The organism is Psychromonas sp. KJ10-10 (assembly GCF_047323245.1).
Lineage (GTDB): Bacteria > Pseudomonadota > Gammaproteobacteria > Enterobacterales > Psychromonadaceae > Psychromonas.
In genome coordinates this window covers 3,389,037-3,408,593 of record NZ_CP178826.1, presented here as the reverse complement: position 1 = coordinate 3,408,593, position 19,557 = coordinate 3,389,037, and the positions used below count along the sequence as shown (strand labels likewise).

Below are 19,557 nucleotides of genomic sequence, written 5' to 3'. Positions count from 1 at the left end.
CATTAGGGCTGAGTTAGTAAATATTACTCATTCGATTTACTTCACGTTTAAACTTGGCGAGGTTACTAGCTTCAATAGCATCAAAGGTCGCAAATCCTTGTTTTGCATTAAATGCTTCAAATAGTTTAATCACCTCTTTATGATTTTTATGAGTCGCCCATTCCCAGGCACTACTTCCGGCATAATCTTCTGCCCATAATTCTGCGCCATTCTCTAATAACAAGCTGACTACTTCCGTTTGATTATTTTTAGTCGCATAAATTAATGGCGATGATAAATTGGTTGATATACGAGCATTAACGTCTGCGCCTTGTTCGATTAAATATTTAGCAACTTCGATATAATTCCCTGCTCTGTCCTTTCGATTTTCAGAAACAGCAGTGAAGAAGGGGTTTTGGTATCCGTGCGCACTTTAATATCAGCACCATTTTCAACTAATAAGCGTAATATTTCTAAGTTCCCTTCCTGAGTCGCTTGGTGTCTCGCTGACCAGTTTTTATAATGTTCATTAATATCCTTGGTTTTCTGCAAGGTTTTTTTAATAAGGTTCATATCTTCAGAGTTAACTGCTCTTGTAAGCTCAGAATAATCATCGCTTAATACTGTGTACTTTTGCTGTTTAGTAAGTTGCTGTCCGATGGCATTTCTGAGCGCTTTATTTTGTAGCTCTAGTAGTAGCGAGTCGCCTCCTTGTTGTAAACTCTCATAAATGTTTAAAGTCTCATGGAAATAGACCTCACCACTAAATTCTTGGTTTGTATTATAACGATTGTAAAAAGCTGAATATGTCGGTAATAATTGTTTATTAATAAACGCTTTGATCTCGGTATGAGTCATACCTTGACCTTCATGAATGTAACTAAAGAGCCTTTTTGCTTCAAAGGCAGGTTGAAAATAAGAAAGATAGGTTTTATATCGATCACTTTTGGCTTGTGATAAAAGTTCAAGAGTCGAGAATCTAGTTAGGCTATATCCTTCATTTAAAAAGCTTTCTAATTGTGCTTTTAGTCGGTACAAGCTATCTTCAAATCGAATATTTGTTTCTAACTCTCCTTTTTGGGCAAAAGATTGATCTACCTGAATCTCCCAGTTTAATTGATCTGTTTTTGAGCCAATATACCAGCGTTGTGGTTCGATAATGACCTGTTCAAAATGGTTTCCTGTAAAACGCATTATTTTTGCAAAATGTAAGTCATTCATTAAAGACTTATTTTGGCTTACTAGTAACACATATTCATGAGTTAATGGTATTGTTTTCCAAGTCGTTAAGCCTATGCTATAAGTGTTTACCTTGTTGCTATTTAAATAACTTTTACTACCATTTTCCTTTGCATAAATATCAGTTGGCCAGCCATCAATTGCTTTTGAATAAATTTGATTAAAGAGGTTTTCATTAATATAAAAAACAGTTTTTTGATCTTCCTGAGGATTGCTAATGATTCTTTGCTCGTTCAGGCTTGCTTCGTGGAAAATCTCGCGAATTTGTTCTTTTGTTAAGGAAGAATCTGCTTCATTTATTGGAGAGGAAGTCGTAGCACAACTAAAGACACTGAATGCCATCACAAGTGTTATCGTAAATTTTGTTATCTGTTTTATTATCTGTTTTTTTATCATCGTTGCCATCCTAGCTATTATCAATTGTAATAATTAACTGATCTATTTTATGGGTTAAAATTTAGATCATTTGTTTATTAAAATTGCTATAAATTAATAGCTAAATAATAACAATACTCATTAATAATGCCAGTTTTTAACCATTTCTGATTGATATGTATAAAGAAAATGAGACAAGAGGTGCCATTGAGGATATTTCCTAAGTAGTAAAACAGTTAGGAAATCTGATTAATTAGATAAATTTAAAGATTGTTTTATTACAAAATATCCTCAGAGGGGAGGCGATCAGGTCAATTTTTACAGCTTGCTAGGTCTGCTTGCAAATCCCCTGTATATTGACGATCTAATTTTTTGAGTTCATCTGCACTCAAAAGAATTGATTCGGGCTGGTTACACTTATCGCTATTATTTTGAGTAGTTGCTGATGTTGCTTCTAAGTTTTGTTGAACCTTACAAAATTGTCCTTGTGCATAACTGATCGCCTTTAGGTGATCTCGAAATACATTGACCTGAGAGTTTGTATAACAGTTTACAATTTTTTCCATATCAGGATTATCTAAATTGTCGTTTAGTGCATTTATTGTTTTACTCAGGGAATCTTCAGCGTTGGAGTTATTGGAAAAACCGCCTAGTTCACCTATTGATTGATAAACGATTTGTTGTGCTTTAATGTTTTTTACTTCATTTTTATCTTCTGAAAGAAAAAAAACACTCAAAATCAGTGCCACTATAAAGCAACCAAAAATAAGTAATGCAGTTGCTAAAAGCTTTCATTGTTTTAACATTTTTCAAGATAACTCTACCTCTCTTGTATGTTGTACTGCATATTATTATATATCATTTTTATGGCTTTTTTTCTTCAATATACAAGTAGAATCACAAATGAGACACTTCAGAATAATGTATTAAAGCATTAGAAAATCTAAATTATAGTCATTTTTTAAAAAATCGATCCACATTTAGAAATGTTTGTGCCTCAAAAAATAATTGCTTATTAAATGAATGGGTTTGCTATTAATTCTTCTTGTAGCGCAATCGGGGAATTATTACGCATAACGCATTCAAAATGGTATTAACCATAAAGAACTGAGGAATAAAATGGGATATTTGTATTTAACGATAGCAATTGTTGCTGAAGTTATCGCAACAAGTGCGCTAAAAGCGTCAGAGGGTTTTACTCGTTTGACCCCTAGTGTTGTTGTTGTGCTTGGCTACTGTGTTGCTTTTTATTTTTATCGCTAGTTTTAAAAGCTGTCCCTATTGGCGTTGCCTACGCTATTTGGTCTGGATTAGGTATTGTGCTTGTCACTATTGTTGGTGCAGTTTTGTATAATCAAAAGCTGGATCTGGCATCAATTATTGGAATAATACTTATTATTACCGGAGTTGTGGTGATGAATGTTTTCTCAAATACGTCAAGCCATTGAATAATATTACTTCATTAACAAGGAGACTAAATTAAATGATTGCGAATACACCTAAACCGCCATATTTTGCGGTTATCTTCACTTCAACTCGTACAGAAGGTGATGATGGCTATGGCGAAATGGCACAACGTATGGTTGAGTTAGCTAAGCAACACACTGGCTTTTTGGGTATTGAATCAGCAAGAGAGGAAATAGGGATCACTGTTTCATATTGGCGAGATTTAGATTCGATTAAAACCTGGAAACAAAACTCTGAGCACTTAGAAGCGCAAAAATCGGGCAGAAAATCTTGGTATGATTCCTTTAAGGTACGTATATCAAAGGTTGAACGTGATTACGGAATGTAAAATGGCACATATTATTCTGATCTAAGTATTTATGAGTCTAAGCCTCAAAAGTTATGTTTAAATAAGCGATGGACGAACATCTTCAAAGGCAACTTGGTTACGTCCATTCTGTTTTACTTGATAAAGCGCATCATCGGCTCGTTTTATTAGACTTTTTATACTATCACCTTCTTTGTAGTAAGCGACACCGAAGCTAGCAGTAATGTTTTTAACCGTAGTGAAATCATATTGTTCTATTTTGATGCGTAGCTTGTCCGCAATTGTTGATTGGGCTTTAAATGTCTTTATTGGAATAATAATTAAGAATTCTTCACCACCCCAGCGACCTAAGGTATCGGATAACCTAATCGATTGTTTCATCAACAAGGCTAGTTCTTCGAGTACTTTATCGCCAACATTATGGCCATAGGTATCATTAATTCGTTTGAAATTATCAATATCCATTAAAATTACTTCAAATGTTTCTTGCATCCTTTGAGCGCGATGGAATTCTTTTTGTAGAGTTTTATTCAGCTTATGACGATTATATAAACCAGTTAATTGGTCTGTGATTGAAGCTTTCTCAAGTTCTTTTTTCTGCTCAATGATATGTATATAGTGGCGTAGAATTAACCAGCCCATTATCCAGAACAGACAAGTAAGTAGAATAGAAATAGCGAGCTGTTTATACCAACTGGATAACCAATCCGAATGTGCTTCGCCCACTATGATAACAAATGGCAGGTTGTCTATTTTACGTATGCTATACAATCGTTGTTTATTGTCTAAAGGCGAAATATACGAAAAAGATTGATTTTCACGTTCTGAGATCATGAATTTTTCTATAATTGGCGCTCCTGACTTTTCTCCTAATGTGTCTGTAATTTCTGGTTGTCTTGCAAGTAATTTAAAATCGTTATCTATTATTGCAACAACGCCATGTTGACCAATATTTACTTTTTTCACCCATTGTGAAAAGAAGTTAAGGTTAACGCCTAGTCCTATAAGTCCTTTATTATCTGGGAATTTACGCACTTGAATAACCATCATTTCCCCAATATTACTCATAAACATATTTGAAACATAAGTATCTAGTTCTGGGTTTTGCATTGGTACATAACACCATTCTCTTTCGCTAGCATCAAACCCTATAATTGAGGGAGTGTGGGTCATAATACATTTATCGTCGTTGAGCCCGACGCCATTTGAATAGGGTAAGGTTTGACGCTTTTTATCGATTAACTCTGAAATACGTGCATGTTCAATAGGATCAGTGGCTGGATAGGTTAATGCAGAGGCCGGTACATGATCAATAATATCTCGTAAAATATAATCGGAGGCATTAAATGCCCCTTTTATCCATTCACTTATTAGCAAGCTGGTTAATGTCGTGTGTTCTTCTGCAATTTTTTTCTTGAGAATAGGAATAGTATAGGAAAATACCAAAGAAAGAGGCGGTGAGAATAATAAAGATAAAGTAATAAGCAAGTAAGTTTTTTTCATTATTTTCCTAAATTGAATCACTTTGCAAGCCAATTATTTAACTTAACAATAAAAGTGTATAACGCTTTCCTTCAAAATCAAATATGATCAGTTAAAAACGTTTTTTTACAATGAGAGGGGGCTAAAGTGTCCCTTATTATGATAATGACCATTCAGACAGCAACACAGAATTTAAAACTCAATGATTTAATCCTCGTAACTATGATCTTTTTGTTGAATAAATATCAGTATTAATTCATTATTTTAAGATATTTATTAAACAACCTCAATTCTGGATAAGCTAAACGATACAGTACTGTTATTTACGCGTATTTGTGCATTAAATCATCTAGCAATAACCCGTTATTGCTAGATGATTCGCCTTGAACTTCGCAAAATTAACAGCACTATATGATATTTTTTTAAGTGTTTGATACTTATTAATATTTCGTTTCCATTATCCAGAGCTGAGACTAAATATTAAAATAGCAGTAGTACTTAAGGCAAAAATAATAAAGACCAATACTTCGAGTTACCTGTTACTTCTCAATATAAAAGGATATTCATGTCAGATGAAAATCAACCAAGTGAGATAATAGATCCAACCACTAAATTGCCTAATAGAACCTTTGGTTGTCAGTTGGTTGAAGACTTGCTTATTAAAGATAAGATACAACAGGTGCAGGTCATTGTGCTTGAAATTTCTCGATTTGGACAGATAAGTGACAGTGTCGGTGGACGGATTGCGGATCGCATTTTAGCGAAGGTGGCAAAGCGTCTTTTAGCCGTTTTTAACAAGACATTATGTATTTACCGTACTCATGGTGACCATTTCTGTTTAGTTTTTGCTGGTAAAGAAAATTTAAAAGAGGAAATCGCACGTTTACAGGATTTTGCCCAGCGCCCTTTTGCAATTAGCGGAAATGTGATTGTATTAAGTATTAGAATGGGAATAGCGATTGCTGATGTAAAAAGCCAGCCATACAGCGAGACGATGCATCTTCGCCGAGGTCGCTTTACATCATGCTAATAATAACGGTTTAAAAATCTGTTTTTTTGAACCTAGCATGCTTGAAAGTGCTAAAAACTCCCATCAAATAGCGAATGAATTACGTCGCTCTTTAACGACAAACTCTCATGAATTATACCATGCGATTAATAGTGAAGATTTCTATCTTTTATATCAGCCAATTTACTCAAAACAGAATAATAAAGTGACAGGGTTTGAAGCTTTATTACGTTGGAAGCATGCGCAGAAGGGCATTTTAATGCCGAGTGAATTTATTCCGGTTGCAGAGGATATTGGGGTGATGGATATTCTTGGTGCTTGGGTATTACGCAAGGCTTGTTTAGATATGGTTAAGTTACAAAAAGCATCTCAACGAAGTGATATCATACTTAATGTTAATGTAAGTCCGGTGCAATTCTCAGATGAAAATATGTTGATTAATTCTTTGCAGGATGCGGTTACTGAATCGGGTATTAAACCTGAATTAATTTGTATCGAGATCACTGAATCTTCAGAATTTATGAGCACAATGCAAAGTGCACTTGAGAAAGTAAAAAAATTGGGATGTAAAATTGCAATTGATGACTTTGGAACGGGGTATTCCTCGATCGTAAAATTAACGACCTTACCTATTGATCTTCTAAAGGTTGACCGTTCCTTTGTTTTTATGTTGGATTCGCCAGATCCTGCTAAATCTAAACAAGCTTTATTGATTGCGCGCAGTGTTTATGGATTGGCACAGGCCTTAGACTTAGATGTGATAACCGAGGGAATTGAAACTGCAGAGCAATTAAAAATAGTAACAGAATTGAGTGCTGACCTAATACAGGGCTTTTATTTTGCTAAGCCGATGCCTGAAACTAAGATGCTGAACTATTTAATTAATTCAAATGTTTAACTCATTTAACTATTTAACTTATTACGTTCACGTATTTAATTAGCTGACATTAACGGAGTCACTATGTCGAATTTATATCAATTATCTTACATTAGTAAAAGTTCAATTGATGGCGATAGGAATATATTAGAAACGCACATTAAATCGATTCTTGACTCTGCAACAGATAATAATCTCAAGTTGGGTATTACAGGGGCGCTTTTATATTCTGGCGGTTATTTCTGTCAGGTTATTGAGGGAGAAGAAGAAAATATCGAAGATCTGTTTGAAAGCATTCAGCTTGATGATCGACATACACAGGTAACGGTGCTTAATTTTGAAAAGGCAGAGGAAAGAGACTTTTCCGAATGGTCTATGGCCTTTGCTGGCATTGAGGATTCAATGAGATTCGATATTACAGGTATTAAGGATGTTAAGGATGAAATTGTTAAAAAGCAAACAGGTCAAGACATCGTCAGTGTTTTAACTGAGTTAGTTAAGAAAAAACAAGCGACTGAAGCGCCTTAACCTTTTATCTAAATGTATTAATTAGCGGAGGTTGAGATGCTAAAAAAAGAAAAAACGGGTCTTATTATCGTTGATATTCAAGGCAAACTTGCACGCCTGGTTGATGAGAGTGACGCTTTAATTGATAACTGTAAAAAATTAATAAAAGGTGTCCAGGCACTGAATTTACCTATCCTTGTACTCGAACAAAATTCTGAAAAATTAGGCGCTACTGTTAACGAACTCAAAACACTTCTCACGGATATCGAGCCTATCAATAAGTTTACTTTTAATGGTTGTGATTGTTTAGATTTTCTAGAGGCTGTTAAATCAAAAAATATGGATGCTTGGCTTATTTGCGGTATCGAGACACATATTTGTGTTTATCAAACGGCAACAGGCTTAGCTGAGTTAGGTTATAAAGTGGAACTAGTCAGTGATTGTGTTTCTTCCCGTACTTTATCTAATAAACAGCTTGGCATTAATCGTTTGAAAGATCTCGGTATTGGCATTACGGGGCTAGAAATGTGTTTGTATGAACTGGTAAAGGACTGTCGCTCTCCTGAATTTAAGCAAATATTAGCTTTGGTTCGTTAATAAAAACTTAACAAGCACAATGAAAGGGCTTAAATGGTATGGGGAAGTAAATTGGCTAAAAAACACTTAGCAATTATTATAATTTCAACATTTTTATATTGGATTTGGGAAAGCCAAGCACAGGGAAATATTCGTATTGACCTATTCTTGTTTTATCCAATATTATTTGCCATCTATATCGGTGCTTTTTGGAAGCGATATGGATTCTATTCAATACTTTTTTCATGCCTTATCATGGTAATAAATATTCTATTCTTTATTTTTTCCTATCAATTGTTCGATAAAAACCTAGGGTAGATAATGAATGCCTTACCTGATCAGATTAAAATAGTCGAAATAAAAATGTTGTAGAAAACTAACTATTCATCTCATTGAGAAATAACATTTCCTAGTAGTTCACAGAATAATTATAAATAAACACAACACATTGAGTTCTTATAACTTTTTGGTTATTGTGATTTTTTTGTTACTTAAATATTAATGGCACAACGATATTTATAAAACCGTTATAGTTCATGCCAAGCAAAGGGAATCGATGTTCATGACATCAAGTCAAATAAGGTTAAGGCCTTTAGAAAGCGAAGACAGTAAAGACTTTTATCTGTGGGCGGATGACCCTGATGTTGCTCAATTTAGCCTTTCTTCCTACGCATACCCGCAATCACAATCAGATATTGTTAAATGGTTATCAACTATTAATAATAATGACAAAACTATTTCCTTTGGTATTTCGCTGCCAAGCAACTGGCGATTTAATTGGATATGCCGGCATTTCATCGATCAGTGTTCTAAATCGTAGTGGTGAGTATTTTATATTGATTGGTAACAAACAATATTGGGGTAAAGGCATTGCAACTGAGGTGACAAAACGAATCACTGACTATGGTTTTAAAACCCTTGGTTTACATCGGATTGAATTGACTGCCTTTGTAAACAACCAATCTGCTATTCGAGCATACGCGAAAGCAGGTTACAAACATGAAGGTATTAAACGACAATCTGGTTATCGTAATGGCCAATTTCTGGATAAGGTACAAATGGCAACGCTTTGTCATGAGTGGTTGGCTATTTCAGAGGAAGTGTAGTGAAACGCATCAATGTAATTGGCACCAGCGGTAGCGGTAAAAGTACCTTTAGCCAAAAACTAGCTTTAAAGTTGAATTATCCTTATCTGGAAATGGATAACATGTTTTGGAAAGCGAACTGGGTTGAATCATCTAATGAAGAATTTTTACTAAGTTAAAGCTACAAGTTTCTCAACCAATGTGGGTGCTAGATGGAAATTATAACAAAACTGTATCCATCAAATGGGCTGAGGTTGATACTATTATCTGGATTGATTATTCATTGGTGAGGACCCTATATCAAGCGATTAAACGTGCCATTACAAGGTCAATAAACAAGCAAGAACTTTGGCAAGGTACTGGTAATATCGAAACGATTAGAAAATCATTTTTCAGTAAAAAGTCTATTATTCTGTGGACGCTAAAAACTTACAAAAAAATCGCATTCGGTATAAAGCCTTATTTGATGATCCTCGTTATCAACACATTCATTTTGTGCGCTTAACTAGCCCCAAAATGGCAAAAAGATTTTTAAATGAATTATACCAATGAAGATAAGTGAGATATAAACAAGATCTATCAACTAATGAGTATCAATTATCTTGAAAAATACCAAGCTATAAAGTCAAGATTAAACCTAGGAGTAACAAAAACATGGAAACAGTATTAATCACAGGTGCTTCAAGGGGAATTGGCCTTGAATTAACGAATAAATTTCTTGAGTTGAATTACAAGGTCATTGCGACTTACAGAAATAAGCCCTCAACAGAACTAGAGAAATTGCAGTCTAATGAAAACATATCGCTGATTGAGTTAGAGGTGACGGATGAAATTTCAATTAACAAATTAAAAGATTATTTACAGGGGATTAAAATTGATATTCTCATTAATAATGCAGGTATTATTGGCCCTGAAGATCAATCCGTTGAAGGTATTACGCGACAAGATTGGCTAACTACTTTTGCAATAAATAGTATTGCACCTTTAATGATTAGTCGCGCTGTTTTAAATAATATGGAAAGTGCTATCAACCCAAGAATAATCACTATATCAAGCCAAATGGGGGCTATAAACCGTGATAATGTTGGAATGTATGCTTATCGCAGTTCTAAAGTCGCCGTTAATAAAGTGATGAAGGTGTTGGCACTTGAACTAAAAGAAAAATCCATTGCTGTTTGTCTTATTCATCCAGGCTGGGTTAAAACAGATATGGGAGGTGAAAATGCAGATATCAGTGCAACGAAAAGTGCTTCGGGTATTGTTAATATAGCTCAAGAATTAACAATGGAAAGCAGTGGTAAATTTTTTAACTGGGAAGGTAATGAACACGTCTGGTAAGTCTTAGCTCAAAGTTAATTTTAATAATTTTTTGAAATAAACTCTTTTAAACTTGGGTCTTGTTATTATATGACGAAAAATTAATCACGGAAATAAGAGGGCTTTTATGAAAAAAATATTAGGGTTAGTGTTATCAACATCGATGTTAATGGTCACGCCATTCGCGAATGCCGATAAAGCAGTATTAGCGGGAGGTTGTTTTTGGTGTATGGAATCAGATTTTGAAAAACTACCTGGGGTGACTGATGTTATTTCGGGTTTTACCGGTGGTGAGATTGATAACCCCACTTACCGAGGTAATCATGCTGGGCATTACGAGGCGGTTGAAATTACTTACGATGCTAAACAAGTGAGCTATCAAGAGATATTAGATCATTACTGGGTGAATATTGATCCCTTTGATGCTCGAGGCCAGTTTTGTGATAAAGGTGAAAGCTATTTAAGTGCTATTTTTGTTGCTAATGAGCAGGAGAGAATGCTGGCTGAGAAATCTAAACAAGCAGTGGTTGATGAGTTTACTAATCAAACTGTGGTGACACCTATATTAACAGCAAGTACCTTTTATCCTATTAAAGGTAATGAAAGCTACCACCAAGATTATTACAAAAATAATCCTTTACGCTACAAAGCATATCGCTGGAATTGTGGTCGAGACCAACGTCTGAAAGAGATTTGGGGTGATAGGGTCACGCACCATTAATTTTTATCATTAAAATTTTCTTAAAATGGATAAAATAACCCAATTAATTAAAAATGATAAGTTAAGGCTCAGAGCATTGTCTTGTGCGTATGACCTTAACTTACCTCAATGTTATTTAGTCTGCTGGCTTTGTTAGGAATATGGTTTGGGATCATTTGCATCACAAATCAATCTCGACGCCTTTAAATGATGTTGATGTGATTTATTTTGATGCAAATGAAGAGGATCAAGAAGCCTATTTAAAATATGAAGCCAAACTTTATGAGTTAATGCCAGAGGTTAATTGGCAGGTACGCAATCAAGCTATTATGCATAATAGAAATGCAGATAATGCTTATCAAAGTACACTCGATGCAATGCGTTATTGGCCTGAGAAAGAAACGGCTGTCGCCATTCGTAAAGTAAGTAATGAAGATTTCGAGTGTATATCAGCTTTTGGCTTTGATTCGTTATTTAACCTAGAAGTAACTCACAATCCAAAACGCCAACGCCTTATTTTTGAAAGTCGCCTTAAATCAAAAAACTGGTTGGTGATATGGCCAATGCTTAAAGTTTGCTAATCGCAATTCTTTAGTTTCTTCATATTGCAACTCCATTATAATTTTTTATCAACTGTCTATTATCAATATTCTGTGCTATTAATTAAATTTTGTATTTTTGAACTATGTCAAAAATGCAATTTAATTGTTTTGCTGATGAGCACACTTTAATGACTATTAATAAGCAACTCACAATTTTAATGTTAATTATTACGCTTTTTTCTATTATTGTGGCAACAATTACCTCTAAAATTGCAGATACAGCCATATACCATCAACTTAATGGCCAACATTTCAATCACCTTATTGAACTCAATGAACTTATCGCAATTAATCCAGATAGGGTGCCTGATACACAAACTCTAAAAGTGTTAGTAAAAATAATTCAAGACCAGCCGGAAGCTTGTTTGCAGATGGCAAGTGCCTTTGACCGATTTATAATGATGCTGGTAAATGCGCAAGATATTATCAGTATCTGTGCCCATGATGTGAAAGTAGCTGATGATTTATTAGAAAGTATAAACTTGTTTGAAGCTGGTTTAATAACAACAACCGAAATGCAAATTGACCTTCATAGCGGTTACGATAAATTTAGGAAAAACTCGATTGAATTTATAAAGCCTGTTGATAGATTGACGGCGTTTATGGTCAACATATCGAAGGTGTTAGTTCTAGTCTTATCCGTTTGTTTCTTTATGTTTGCCCTTGCTATTGCAAAAGCTATTTCAAATGTCGTTAAACGCATGCAAATAACCAGTAATGCGCTTGCTATCAGTGAGGAAAAAAACCGTCTACTTGCTCATAGAGATATGCTGACTGAACTACCAAACCGAAATGCCTTAGATTTAAAAATAAATGAAACGATTTCAAGTATTGGTAACGGAAAATTTGCTCTGTTTTTTATAGACCTCGACCGATTTAAAGATGTTAATGATACAAGAGGACATGCTCAAGGAGATAAATTACTGATTACGATTGCCGATAGATTATCAAAGGTAATGCGAGATAATGATTGGGTGTTTAGGTTTGGTGGTGATGAGTTTGTTGCTATTGTTAATTTTTCAAATGAACTTGACGAAGTTCATGACTTTGCCTCAAAAATTATTAAAGTGATTGCAGAACCCATTTTATTGAAAAAGTCATATGTGTATGTAACCGGAAGTATTGGCATCTCTATTTATCCAGATAATGCAGGTGATGTTGAAGGTTTAATTAAATATGCTGATACGGCTATGTATGAAGCCAAAAAAGCGGGTAAAAACCAATATTTGTTTTACCAGCGTATTTTTAGTAAAGAACATAATAATCGTTTGACCTATGAATCACAATTACGCTCAGCGATAAAAAAGGATCAGCTTAAAGTTGTATATCAACCTGTGGTTAATTTAAGTAATTTTCAAACACAAGGAATGGAAGCATTACTTCGTTGGCAACTAGATAAAGATACAATGATTTCCCCGATGTTTTCATACCTATTGCTGAATATTCGGGACAAATTGTGGAAATCGGAGAGTGGGTTTTAAGGGAGGCTTGCCGTCAAAATAAAATTTGGCGAGATATGGGCGCTAAAAATTTAAATATTGCCGTTAATGTATCACCTTACCAATTATTTGATCCTAATTTTTCCAAGCTAGTACAAAGCATTATCACTGAGTTTGATGTTCCTCGTGATTGTCTTGATATTGAAATAACTGAAAGTTTGATTATTTCTGAAAATGATCGTTATTTGAAAACATTAAATGAACTCTCTGAAATGGGAGTAAGACTTTTAATGGATGATTTTGGTACGGGATATTCTTGTTTAAGTTATCTCAGGAAATTGCCCTTTGATATATTAAAAATCGATAAAAGCTTTGTATTGGAATACGATACCATTGCATCAACTATTATTGCTATGGGTAAGCAATTAGATATGAAAGTAATTGCTGAAGGTGTTGAAACACAAGAAAGTTTAGATACTCTTAGGCAACAAGGTTGTGATTTTTCACAGGGCTATTTTTTCCAAGCTCCGGTTTTACCTGAGCAACTTGATATATTTAAAGTATATAATGATAAATAAAAATATTTACTCGATTATCTTCGATTTTAAAATAGTAAAGTACAATATAAATAACTGACAAGAATGATTTAAAACTCAGGGTAAAAGTATTAGTATTGCGAAATTCTCATTACTCTTTTTAGAAGACCTTTATGCCTGCCTCTCTTTGTTTATTAATCGCCACTCTTTTGTGGGGAAGCTCCTTTGTTGCCTTGAAATATTCCATCAATAGTTATGATCCTATTTTTGTTATTTTTATGCGTATGTTCATCACCCTCGTTATTTCTTTATTTTTATGGCGATGGATAAAACGCTTTGAGTATCAAAGTGGTGACTGGAAGTATTTATTAACTATGTCCTTAGCTGAGCCATGTTTGTATTTTTTATTTGAAGGTTATGCATTGCAATATACTTCAGCCTCTCAGGCAGGAGTTTTGGTTTCTAGCTTGCCATTGATTGTTGCCTTTTTAGCTTATTATTTATTGCAAGAGAAACTAACTAAAGCAATTATGGTGGGGTTTACTTTGTGCATTGGTGGGGGCTTTTATTAACCTATGTATCACCGAGTTCAGAGGATGCTTCTAATCCTATATTGGGTAATTTTCTGGAGTTTTTAGCGATGATCTGTCTCGCTTATTATTCCGTTAGCCTGAAACGACTTGCACTTCGTTATTCGCCACTTACTTTAATTGCCTTACAAGGTTTTAGCGGTACTTTATTTTTTGCACCATTTTTATTTTTACTGGTCTGCCTGAAGTACATAGTACTAATGCGCTTTTAGGTATTCTCTACCTTGGTAGCTTTGTGACCTTAGGAGGGTACGGTTGTTATAATTATGCGTTAACGAAAGTATCGGTTTTAACTGCTGCTCGCTTTTTCGAATTTGATTCCGGTATTTTCATTGTTATTATCAGCTATTTTGTTAGGCGAAGTACTTAATAGTCATCAATGGATTAGTATTCTAATTATATTTGTTGGGGTGATAGTGAGTCAGTTACATAAATCTAAAATTGTATTAGATGAACCCGTTGAAATAAAAACCAATAGTTTGTAACAGCTAAAATAGTATTATTGGGGGAATAATGGATGCATTGATTTGCATCCATTAGTTTAAGTTAGACTGATGAGGTTATTCTCACCAGTCTTAGTTTATAATAACTTAACTAGCGATGATGCCACCATCATCTTTAGTGACCATAATAATAGTTGAACGTGGTTTGTTATCGCCACCTGCTGGGTAGTTTGCAGTTGGATGCTGTACACCAACAAACATGGTTTTTTGGTCTTCTGAGAAGGTTAAACCTGTTATTTCACATCCAATTGGACCCGTTAAGAAACGACGTATTTCACCAGTCTGAGGGTCACCACATAACATTTGGTTATTACCTTGACCTGCAAAGTCACCTTCATTTGAGAAGTTACCGTCCGTTTGAATCCATAAACGACCCGCTTTATCAAAACCGATACCATCAGGGCTGTTAAACATATTGTCTTTATTTACGTTCTCACTACCGCCGTATAAACCACTTGGGTGGACGACAGGGTTACCTGCAATAACATATAAATCCCATATAAATGCATCTGATGTATGGTCATTATTAGTTGGTAACCAACGAATGATTTGTCCGTAATGGTTTTCTGCACGAGGGTTTGGACCACCAACATCTTGACCTGCTTTAACACCACGGTTTTTGTTATTTGTTAATGTACAAAATACGTGTTTTTGGTCAGGGTGAATAGCAACCCATTCAGGTCTATCCATTGTTGTTGCGCCAACAACTGTTGCGAGCACGACGTGCAAAAATCATTACTTCAGCTTGACTATTAAAGCCGTTTTCTTTGGTTAAGCCATTTTTACCATAAGTTAATTCTAACCATTGACCTTCACCTTCAAGCTTGTCTTCATGCATAGCAAATTTAGCGACATAAAGTGTTCCTTCTTCAAGTAACTGACGGTTTGCTTCGTTATTACCCTCTTGATACTTGTTTTTAGAAACAAACTTGTAAAGGTGCTCACCACGCTCATCATCACCTAAGTAAACAACAGCATGACCATCATCAGACATTGTTAAAGGTCGCATTTTCATGTTTAAAACGACCTAAAGCTGTACGCTTAAGTGGCGTTGACGTTGGATCATTTGGATCAATCTCAACAACCCAACCAAAGCGGTGTGGTTCATTTGGGTTTTGTTCTAAATCAAAACGCTGATCGGATTTCTCCCATTTATATTTGCTCTCAGCGACTTTGACACCATAGCGTTGATAGTCATCATTTAGTGACATTTCTTTATTCGCACCGAAATAACCGTGAAAGTTTTCTTCACAGGTTAAATAGGTACCCCAAGGTGTTTCTCCATTTGCACAGTTATTTAGTGTGCCTAATACCTTAGTACCCGTTGGATCTGCTTTGGTTTTTAGTAGGTCATGACCCGCCGCAACACCTGTTACTTTCATTTCAGTATTTGCTGTAATACGGCGATTTGCTTTACCGTTTTGGTCCATCATCCATTGACCATTTTTTCTAACTAGTTCGACAATAGTGACACCGTGAGTCGCCTGAGCTTTTTTTACGTCATCTTCTGTTAGTGAGGCACCTTGATGAGAAAATAGATGTTTATAGTTAGTGTACTCATTATTAACCGCTAAAATGGCACGATCTTTTGAAATCGGGAATAGGCTCATACCATCGGTATTATCACCAAATTGCATTTCTTGAGCTTTAGAATCTTGTTTACCATCTGCATTAAATTCTGGCGCATTAGCAAAAATAGGATCACCCCAAGACATTAAGTTACTGATGCTGTAACCCTTTGGTACCTGAATAGTATCTGAAGTAGATGTTGGAATAGCGGTGAAGTTTAACAATGGGCTATCCATGCCTGCTCGCAATCGCATTTGCGATTGGATTTAGGGCTAAAAAAGTACCCGCACCAACAGTCGCTGAACCGAGTAAAAAGCTACGGCGTGATAAACGCGCATCAACCATATTGCTAAATTCACTATTCTGATCTATTACATTTTTCATGGAACTGCTTCCCTAATTATTTTTTGGATGTGGAGTAATAAAAACGTGTCTAGGCTAATGCCCTGATGTGACAGGTTTATGACAGAGATTTGCAAATTAGTTTTTTGTCGATTTTTTTAGGTTATTTAAATACCAATATGATTTTTCAAAGCGAGTACTTGGAGAGTGTAAGAATAGTTGCTTGAGCTATTAGATAAAGGGGATTTACGATATTTTAAATATCGCTAATAACGGGTATTAGCTTAGACAAACTTGTGGTTTTTGATAATGTAAGTGTTACTTTTATTTTAAATTTTTATAAAGTTCTGATGCTTCTTGCCAATTTCCGGTCTTCAAACTATTTGCTGAAAATTCGCCTAAAGTTGACCTAAAAGGAAGTGCATCTTTTAGTTTGATTCCGTACTGAAGTGTGAACCTCCAAGCTCTTTGCGCGCCTTTAAAATAAAGGAGCTCATCCTGCTGATCCCATAACAATTCAACTGTTCCAGTGAGCATCAAAATATCACCTGTTGTGAAGTCGATAAAGATGAGGCCAGCTTTAGGGTTAATAAGAAAGTTACCTAGGGTATTAAATAAATTATTTCCTGAAAAATCAGGAACGGTAAGGGTGTTTTTGTCAATTTTTACAAATCCTGGGCGTCCACCACGATGAGAAATATCAACGCCTTCTACTTCTGATCGCTGTCCTGCTTGAATATAACTCGAAACAAAAAAAGTATCTGCATTTTCAATTAATAAAGAGGCACTTTTATCAAGATTGGTAAAACGTTGCTTTTTGTAGTTAGGGCCAACTTCTCCAATGTTATAAATATAATCAACACTTCGATGCTGTATGTATTGAGGACAATTTCCAAAGGATTGAGCGACTTTAAAAGTGATCCCGTTTTCCAATAATTGACTTACCCTACCGTTGACACGATTACGACGACGCGTGTTTAATTCAATGCCTAATAAGCCTAGTTGAGTGCCTGATATTTGCGCCGATTTATTGATAGGATCACCTTTAATTACTTGTGTCCTTATCTCTAGTGTTGTTTCACTCGGTGATTGTATAAAGCCCGGTTTTCCTGGAATAATAGAAGCCCATGGCCAACCTTCATTATCAACACTGCCAACCATGATAAAAGGAAGTTCTGAGTAAAACGCTCGATGTTGCTCAGGCATAAAAGAACGAATGGCCTTTCTACCAAATATTTCCATTTTGTCACGTTTTCCAACGCGACTCTGCAATGTTTGTTCTCCGCAATGAAAAGGAGATAAATCGGCGTTGTGTTTTACATCGTTATTGGGAATGTTGTTAGCCATAAAAACCTCATAAAAACAGTTATATTTTCCGAAAGTTTATTCCTCAAGTAATCCAACTTTGGTTGTTGGCATTGCTTTAAAACCTGGCAACGATTCAATATTTGCCAGTAAACGCCGCACATTAGGGTATGGCGTTAGTGAAACATCACCTTCTGGCGCATGTGCGGTATAACTATAAATAGCGATGTCAGCTATGGTTATACTATTGCCAACTAAAAATTCGCGGTTAACTAAATGCTTTTCAAGTTTTGTAAGTACTTTTTCCGCAGTTGCTTGTGCAAAATTAGCATCAAGGGGCGCTTTAAATACAGTAATTAATCGCGACTGTCATGAGGCCAAAAGCGAGCTCTCCGGCGACTAAGGTAAGAAACTTTTGTACCTGAGCTTCTAATTCTGGATCTTGTGGTAAATAATCTGGAGCATATTTTCTTGCTAAATAAACAAGTATTGCATTTGAATCACTAATAACTGTTTTACCATCTTCAATGGTGGGGACTTGCCCGAAAGGATTTAATGCTAAATAGGGGCTTTTTTATGCTCCCCTCCGCTAAATTAAGGTTATTTACGACATGATTTATGCCTGCCAGATTAGCAAACAACTCTACACGATGAGCATGGCCAGAAAGTGGAAAGCTATGAATAATTATTTGGTTTGTCATGATTTATTCTCTTTAAGTCAAATAGGTTTGGTTGCATTTGACTATATGGTTTAACTGAATTGAAGACAATAACTTGAATTGGGGAATATTTATGTACAAAATGAAGGTAATTGAGGTGAGGCCAATCATATTAAGGATAATTTATGGATACCATCAAATGTATGCAAACCTTTACTGCTGTAGCCACAAACGCATCATTTACTGAAGGTGCTAAACAGTTAGGCATTAGTACCAAGTTGGCGAGTAAATATGTACAACAGCTTGAAGGAAAACTAGGCGCTCAACTTTTTATCGTACGACACGAAGTGTCGCATTAACTGATACAGGTAAAGCTTATTTTGAACGTTGTACACCTTTATTAGATCAGTTTGATGAATTAGAGGGCATTGTACAAAAGCGTCAATCTGAACTTGCCGGTAGCATTAGAATAACTGCTCCAACTGGTTTTGGTAGTAAAGAGTTAGTTAAAGCAATTGCAAAATTTCAGCTCCAGAATCCAAAAGTGATGATCGATTTACAACTTGCAGATCATGTTGTAAGTATTGTTGATGGTGGGTTTGACTTAGCAATTAGATTTGGAAAGCTGGAAGATTCAACACTGATTGCAAGAAAGCTGTTAGACATGAGAATAGTTGTCACCGCATCGCCTAGCTATTTACTCAAACATGGTGAACCTATGCACCCGAGTGAATTATCAACACATAATTGCTTGTTACAAATGACGATTAAAGAGCCGACTAATTGGCCTTTTATAATAGATAAGGAATTAAAGTCTTATAGAGTGCAGGGAAGTTTTCACGCCAATTCACCAAGAGCAATCACACAAATGGCTATCGCAGGAGTAGGTATTGCAAGAAGCCCATATTATGCAGTAGCGCCACATATTAATGATGGTACGCTACAATTATTATTTGCAGACAAAGAAGCCACAAAGGTTGGCTTATATGCAGTTTATCCCCCTAATCGGCATTTAACCGCGAAAATTAGAGCGTTAATTGATTTCTTGGTTGAATTTTACGCGCAAGAAATTGTTAATTAATGCAACTAAGC

The 19,557-nt window shown here is 35.3% G+C and carries 25 protein-coding genes and 3 pseudogenes; 17 read left to right on the top strand and 11 right to left on the bottom strand.

Annotation, left to right across the window (positions count from 1 at the left end; all coding sequences use genetic code 11):
- Positions 1–13: 13 nt before the first annotated feature.
- From ACLKMH_RS19655 to ACLKMH_RS19645, 3 genes are all read right to left on the bottom strand, one after another.
- Positions 14–340 (bottom strand): ankyrin repeat domain-containing protein, encoded by a 327-nt coding sequence (locus ACLKMH_RS19655; protein WP_413702408.1) that lies wholly within the window; start codon positions 338–340, stop codon positions 14–16.
- Positions 319–1,614 carry a hypothetical protein gene (locus ACLKMH_RS19650; protein ID WP_413699623.1) on the bottom strand — a complete coding sequence of 432 codons (1,296 nt, stop codon included), beginning with the start codon at positions 1,612–1,614 and terminating at the stop codon, positions 319–321. Before ACLKMH_RS19650 ends, ACLKMH_RS19655 begins: the two co-directional genes overlap by 22 nt.
- A gap of 290 nt (positions 1,615–1,904) precedes the next feature.
- The gene (locus ACLKMH_RS19645) at positions 1,905–2,330 is read right to left on the bottom strand and encodes a hypothetical protein (RefSeq protein ID WP_413699622.1); all 426 of its coding nucleotides are present in this window, start codon (positions 2,328–2,330) and stop codon (positions 1,905–1,907) included.
- 382 nt (positions 2,331–2,712) lie between these two features.
- On the opposite strand from ACLKMH_RS19645, the pseudogene ACLKMH_RS19640 reads away from it, so the two are divergent.
- Positions 2,713–3,041, top strand: a pseudogene (locus tag ACLKMH_RS19640) (DMT family transporter).
- 35 nt (positions 3,042–3,076) lie between these two features.
- The gene (locus tag ACLKMH_RS19635; protein WP_413699621.1) at positions 3,077–3,388 is read left to right on the top strand and encodes an antibiotic biosynthesis monooxygenase family protein; all 312 of its coding nucleotides are present in this window, start codon (positions 3,077–3,079) and stop codon (positions 3,386–3,388) included.
- Positions 3,389–3,445: 57 nt separating this feature from the next.
- On the opposite strand, the gene ACLKMH_RS19630 is transcribed toward ACLKMH_RS19635, so the two are convergent.
- Positions 3,446–4,870: a diguanylate cyclase gene (locus ACLKMH_RS19630; protein WP_413699620.1), complete on the bottom strand. Its 1,425-nt coding sequence runs from the start codon at positions 4,868–4,870 to the stop codon at positions 3,446–3,448.
- 544 nt (positions 4,871–5,414) lie between these two features.
- Here ACLKMH_RS19630 and ACLKMH_RS19625 point away from each other — a divergent pair.
- The 13 genes and pseudogenes from ACLKMH_RS19625 to ACLKMH_RS19565 all read left to right on the top strand — a co-directional run.
- Positions 5,415–5,879 carry a diguanylate cyclase domain-containing protein gene (locus ACLKMH_RS19625; protein ID WP_413699619.1) on the top strand — a complete coding sequence of 155 codons (465 nt, stop codon included), beginning with the start codon at positions 5,415–5,417 and terminating at the stop codon, positions 5,877–5,879.
- Positions 5,880–5,916: 37 nt separating this feature from the next.
- The gene (locus ACLKMH_RS19620) at positions 5,917–6,756 is read left to right on the top strand and encodes an EAL domain-containing protein (protein ID WP_413699618.1); all 840 of its coding nucleotides are present in this window, start codon (positions 5,917–5,919) and stop codon (positions 6,754–6,756) included.
- A 63-nt stretch (positions 6,757–6,819) separates the two neighbouring features.
- The gene (locus tag ACLKMH_RS19615) at positions 6,820–7,263 is read left to right on the top strand and encodes a BLUF domain-containing protein (protein WP_413699617.1); all 444 of its coding nucleotides are present in this window, start codon (positions 6,820–6,822) and stop codon (positions 7,261–7,263) included.
- 36 nt (positions 7,264–7,299) lie between these two features.
- The gene (locus ACLKMH_RS19610) at positions 7,300–7,839 is read left to right on the top strand and encodes an isochorismatase family protein (protein ID WP_413699616.1); all 540 of its coding nucleotides are present in this window, start codon (positions 7,300–7,302) and stop codon (positions 7,837–7,839) included.
- A gap of 620 nt (positions 7,840–8,459) precedes the next feature.
- Complete coding sequence (locus ACLKMH_RS19605; protein ID WP_413699615.1) at positions 8,460–8,924, top strand: GNAT family N-acetyltransferase; 465 nt, start codon at positions 8,460–8,462, stop codon at positions 8,922–8,924.
- Positions 8,924–9,082 (top strand): shikimate kinase, encoded by a 159-nt coding sequence (locus ACLKMH_RS19600; protein ID WP_413699614.1) that lies wholly within the window; start codon positions 8,924–8,926, stop codon positions 9,080–9,082. The genes ACLKMH_RS19605 and ACLKMH_RS19600 overlap by 1 nt, the downstream gene beginning before the upstream one ends.
- Positions 9,083–9,557: 475 nt before the next feature.
- Complete coding sequence (locus ACLKMH_RS19595) at positions 9,558–10,241, top strand: SDR family oxidoreductase (protein WP_413699613.1); 684 nt, start codon at positions 9,558–9,560, stop codon at positions 10,239–10,241.
- Positions 10,242–10,347: 106 nt separating this feature from the next.
- Positions 10,348–10,941: a peptide-methionine (S)-S-oxide reductase MsrA gene (msrA, locus tag ACLKMH_RS19590; protein WP_413699612.1), complete on the top strand. Its 594-nt coding sequence runs from the start codon at positions 10,348–10,350 to the stop codon at positions 10,939–10,941.
- Positions 10,942–11,096: 155 nt separating this feature from the next.
- A complete protein-coding gene (locus tag ACLKMH_RS19585; RefSeq protein ID WP_413699611.1) occupies positions 11,097–11,501 on the top strand; it encodes a nucleotidyltransferase family protein in 405 nt (134 codons plus the stop codon).
- Positions 11,502–11,605: 104 nt separating this feature from the next.
- Positions 11,606–13,539 (top strand): annotated as a pseudogene (locus ACLKMH_RS19580) (putative bifunctional diguanylate cyclase/phosphodiesterase).
- Positions 13,540–13,670: 131 nt separating this feature from the next.
- A complete protein-coding gene (locus ACLKMH_RS19575; RefSeq protein WP_413699610.1) occupies positions 13,671–14,069 on the top strand; it encodes a DMT family transporter in 399 nt (132 codons plus the stop codon).
- Positions 14,045–14,299, top strand: a complete 255-nt coding sequence (locus ACLKMH_RS19570; protein ID WP_413699609.1) for a hypothetical protein — start codon at positions 14,045–14,047, stop codon at positions 14,297–14,299. The genes ACLKMH_RS19575 and ACLKMH_RS19570 overlap by 25 nt, the downstream gene beginning before the upstream one ends.
- Positions 14,236–14,446: pseudogene (locus tag ACLKMH_RS19565) on the top strand (EamA family transporter); the annotation flags it as partial. The gene ACLKMH_RS19570 and the pseudogene ACLKMH_RS19565, both read left to right, overlap by 64 nt.
- Positions 14,447–14,677: 231 nt before the next feature.
- On the opposite strand, the gene ACLKMH_RS19560 reads toward ACLKMH_RS19565, so the two are convergent.
- From ACLKMH_RS19560 to ACLKMH_RS19530, 7 genes are all read right to left on the bottom strand, one after another.
- Positions 14,678–15,310, bottom strand: a complete 633-nt coding sequence (locus ACLKMH_RS19560; protein WP_413699608.1) for a PhoX family protein — start codon at positions 15,308–15,310, stop codon at positions 14,678–14,680.
- Positions 15,273–15,605: an alkaline phosphatase PhoX gene (locus tag ACLKMH_RS19555; RefSeq protein ID WP_413699607.1), complete on the bottom strand. Its 333-nt coding sequence runs from the start codon at positions 15,603–15,605 to the stop codon at positions 15,273–15,275. Before ACLKMH_RS19555 ends, ACLKMH_RS19560 begins: the two co-directional genes overlap by 38 nt.
- The gene (locus ACLKMH_RS19550) at positions 15,577–16,395 is read right to left on the bottom strand and encodes a PhoX family protein (protein WP_413699606.1); all 819 of its coding nucleotides are present in this window, start codon (positions 16,393–16,395) and stop codon (positions 15,577–15,579) included. The genes ACLKMH_RS19555 and ACLKMH_RS19550 overlap by 29 nt, the downstream gene beginning before the upstream one ends.
- Positions 16,388–16,543: a twin-arginine translocation signal domain-containing protein gene (locus ACLKMH_RS19545; protein WP_413699605.1), complete on the bottom strand. Its 156-nt coding sequence runs from the start codon at positions 16,541–16,543 to the stop codon at positions 16,388–16,390. Before ACLKMH_RS19545 ends, ACLKMH_RS19550 begins: the two co-directional genes overlap by 8 nt.
- A 282-nt stretch (positions 16,544–16,825) precedes the next feature.
- Positions 16,826–17,848: a pyridoxamine 5'-phosphate oxidase family protein gene (locus ACLKMH_RS19540; protein ID WP_413699604.1), complete on the bottom strand. Its 1,023-nt coding sequence runs from the start codon at positions 17,846–17,848 to the stop codon at positions 16,826–16,828.
- Between the two features lie 36 nt (positions 17,849–17,884).
- Positions 17,885–18,163 carry a glutathione S-transferase family protein gene (locus tag ACLKMH_RS19535; protein WP_413702407.1) on the bottom strand — a complete coding sequence of 93 codons (279 nt, stop codon included), beginning with the start codon at positions 18,161–18,163 and terminating at the stop codon, positions 17,885–17,887.
- On the bottom strand, positions 18,150–18,335 hold the full coding sequence (locus tag ACLKMH_RS19530) for a hypothetical protein (protein ID WP_413702406.1): 186 nt from the start codon (positions 18,333–18,335) through the stop codon (positions 18,150–18,152). The genes ACLKMH_RS19535 and ACLKMH_RS19530 overlap by 14 nt, the downstream gene beginning before the upstream one ends.
- A 315-nt stretch (positions 18,336–18,650) precedes the next feature.
- On the opposite strand from ACLKMH_RS19530, the gene ACLKMH_RS19525 reads away from it, so the two are divergent.
- Together ACLKMH_RS19525 and ACLKMH_RS19520 are read left to right on the top strand one after the other, a co-directional pair.
- On the top strand, positions 18,651–18,824 hold the full coding sequence (locus ACLKMH_RS19525; RefSeq protein ID WP_413699603.1) for a helix-turn-helix domain-containing protein: 174 nt from the start codon (positions 18,651–18,653) through the stop codon (positions 18,822–18,824).
- Between the two features lie 68 nt (positions 18,825–18,892).
- Positions 18,893–19,546 carry a substrate binding domain-containing protein gene (locus ACLKMH_RS19520; protein ID WP_413702405.1) on the top strand — a complete coding sequence of 218 codons (654 nt, stop codon included), beginning with the start codon at positions 18,893–18,895 and terminating at the stop codon, positions 19,544–19,546.
- The last annotated feature ends 11 nt before the right edge of the window (positions 19,547–19,557 follow it).

Coding starts and splice junctions, on each gene's coding strand:
- ACLKMH_RS19575 (WP_413699610.1), top strand. CDS start 13,671: ATGCCTGCCTCTCTTTGTTTATTAATCGCCACTCTTTTGTGGGGAAGC.
- msrA (WP_413699612.1), top strand. CDS start 10,348: ATGAAAAAAATATTAGGGTTAGTGTTATCAACATCGATGTTAATGGTC.
- ACLKMH_RS19620 (WP_413699618.1), top strand. CDS start 5,917: ATGCTTGAAAGTGCTAAAAACTCCCATCAAATAGCGAATGAATTACGT.
- ACLKMH_RS19625 (WP_413699619.1), top strand. CDS start 5,415: ATGTCAGATGAAAATCAACCAAGTGAGATAATAGATCCAACCACTAAA.
- ACLKMH_RS19550 (WP_413699606.1), bottom strand. CDS start 16,395: ATGGATAGCCCATTGTTAAACTTCACCGCTATTCCAACATCTACTTCA.
- ACLKMH_RS19540 (WP_413699604.1), bottom strand. CDS start 17,848: ATGGCTAACAACATTCCCAATAACGATGTAAAACACAACGCCGATTTA.
- ACLKMH_RS19630 (WP_413699620.1), bottom strand. CDS start 4,870: ATGAAAAAAACTTACTTGCTTATTACTTTATCTTTATTATTCTCACCG.
- ACLKMH_RS19595 (WP_413699613.1), top strand. CDS start 9,558: ATGGAAACAGTATTAATCACAGGTGCTTCAAGGGGAATTGGCCTTGAA.
- ACLKMH_RS19605 (WP_413699615.1), top strand. CDS start 8,460: ATGTTGCTCAATTTAGCCTTTCTTCCTACGCATACCCGCAATCACAAT.
- ACLKMH_RS19635 (WP_413699621.1), top strand. CDS start 3,077: ATGATTGCGAATACACCTAAACCGCCATATTTTGCGGTTATCTTCACT.
- ACLKMH_RS19615 (WP_413699617.1), top strand. CDS start 6,820: ATGTCGAATTTATATCAATTATCTTACATTAGTAAAAGTTCAATTGAT.
- ACLKMH_RS19545 (WP_413699605.1), bottom strand. CDS start 16,543: ATGAAAAATGTAATAGATCAGAATAGTGAATTTAGCAATATGGTTGAT.
- ACLKMH_RS19650 (WP_413699623.1), bottom strand. CDS start 1,614: ATGATAAAAAAACAGATAATAAAACAGATAACAAAATTTACGATAACA.
- ACLKMH_RS19555 (WP_413699607.1), bottom strand. CDS start 15,605: ATGAAAATGCGACCTTTAACAATGTCTGATGATGGTCATGCTGTTGTT.
- ACLKMH_RS19525 (WP_413699603.1), top strand. CDS start 18,651: ATGGATACCATCAAATGTATGCAAACCTTTACTGCTGTAGCCACAAAC.
- ACLKMH_RS19610 (WP_413699616.1), top strand. CDS start 7,300: ATGCTAAAAAAAGAAAAAACGGGTCTTATTATCGTTGATATTCAAGGC.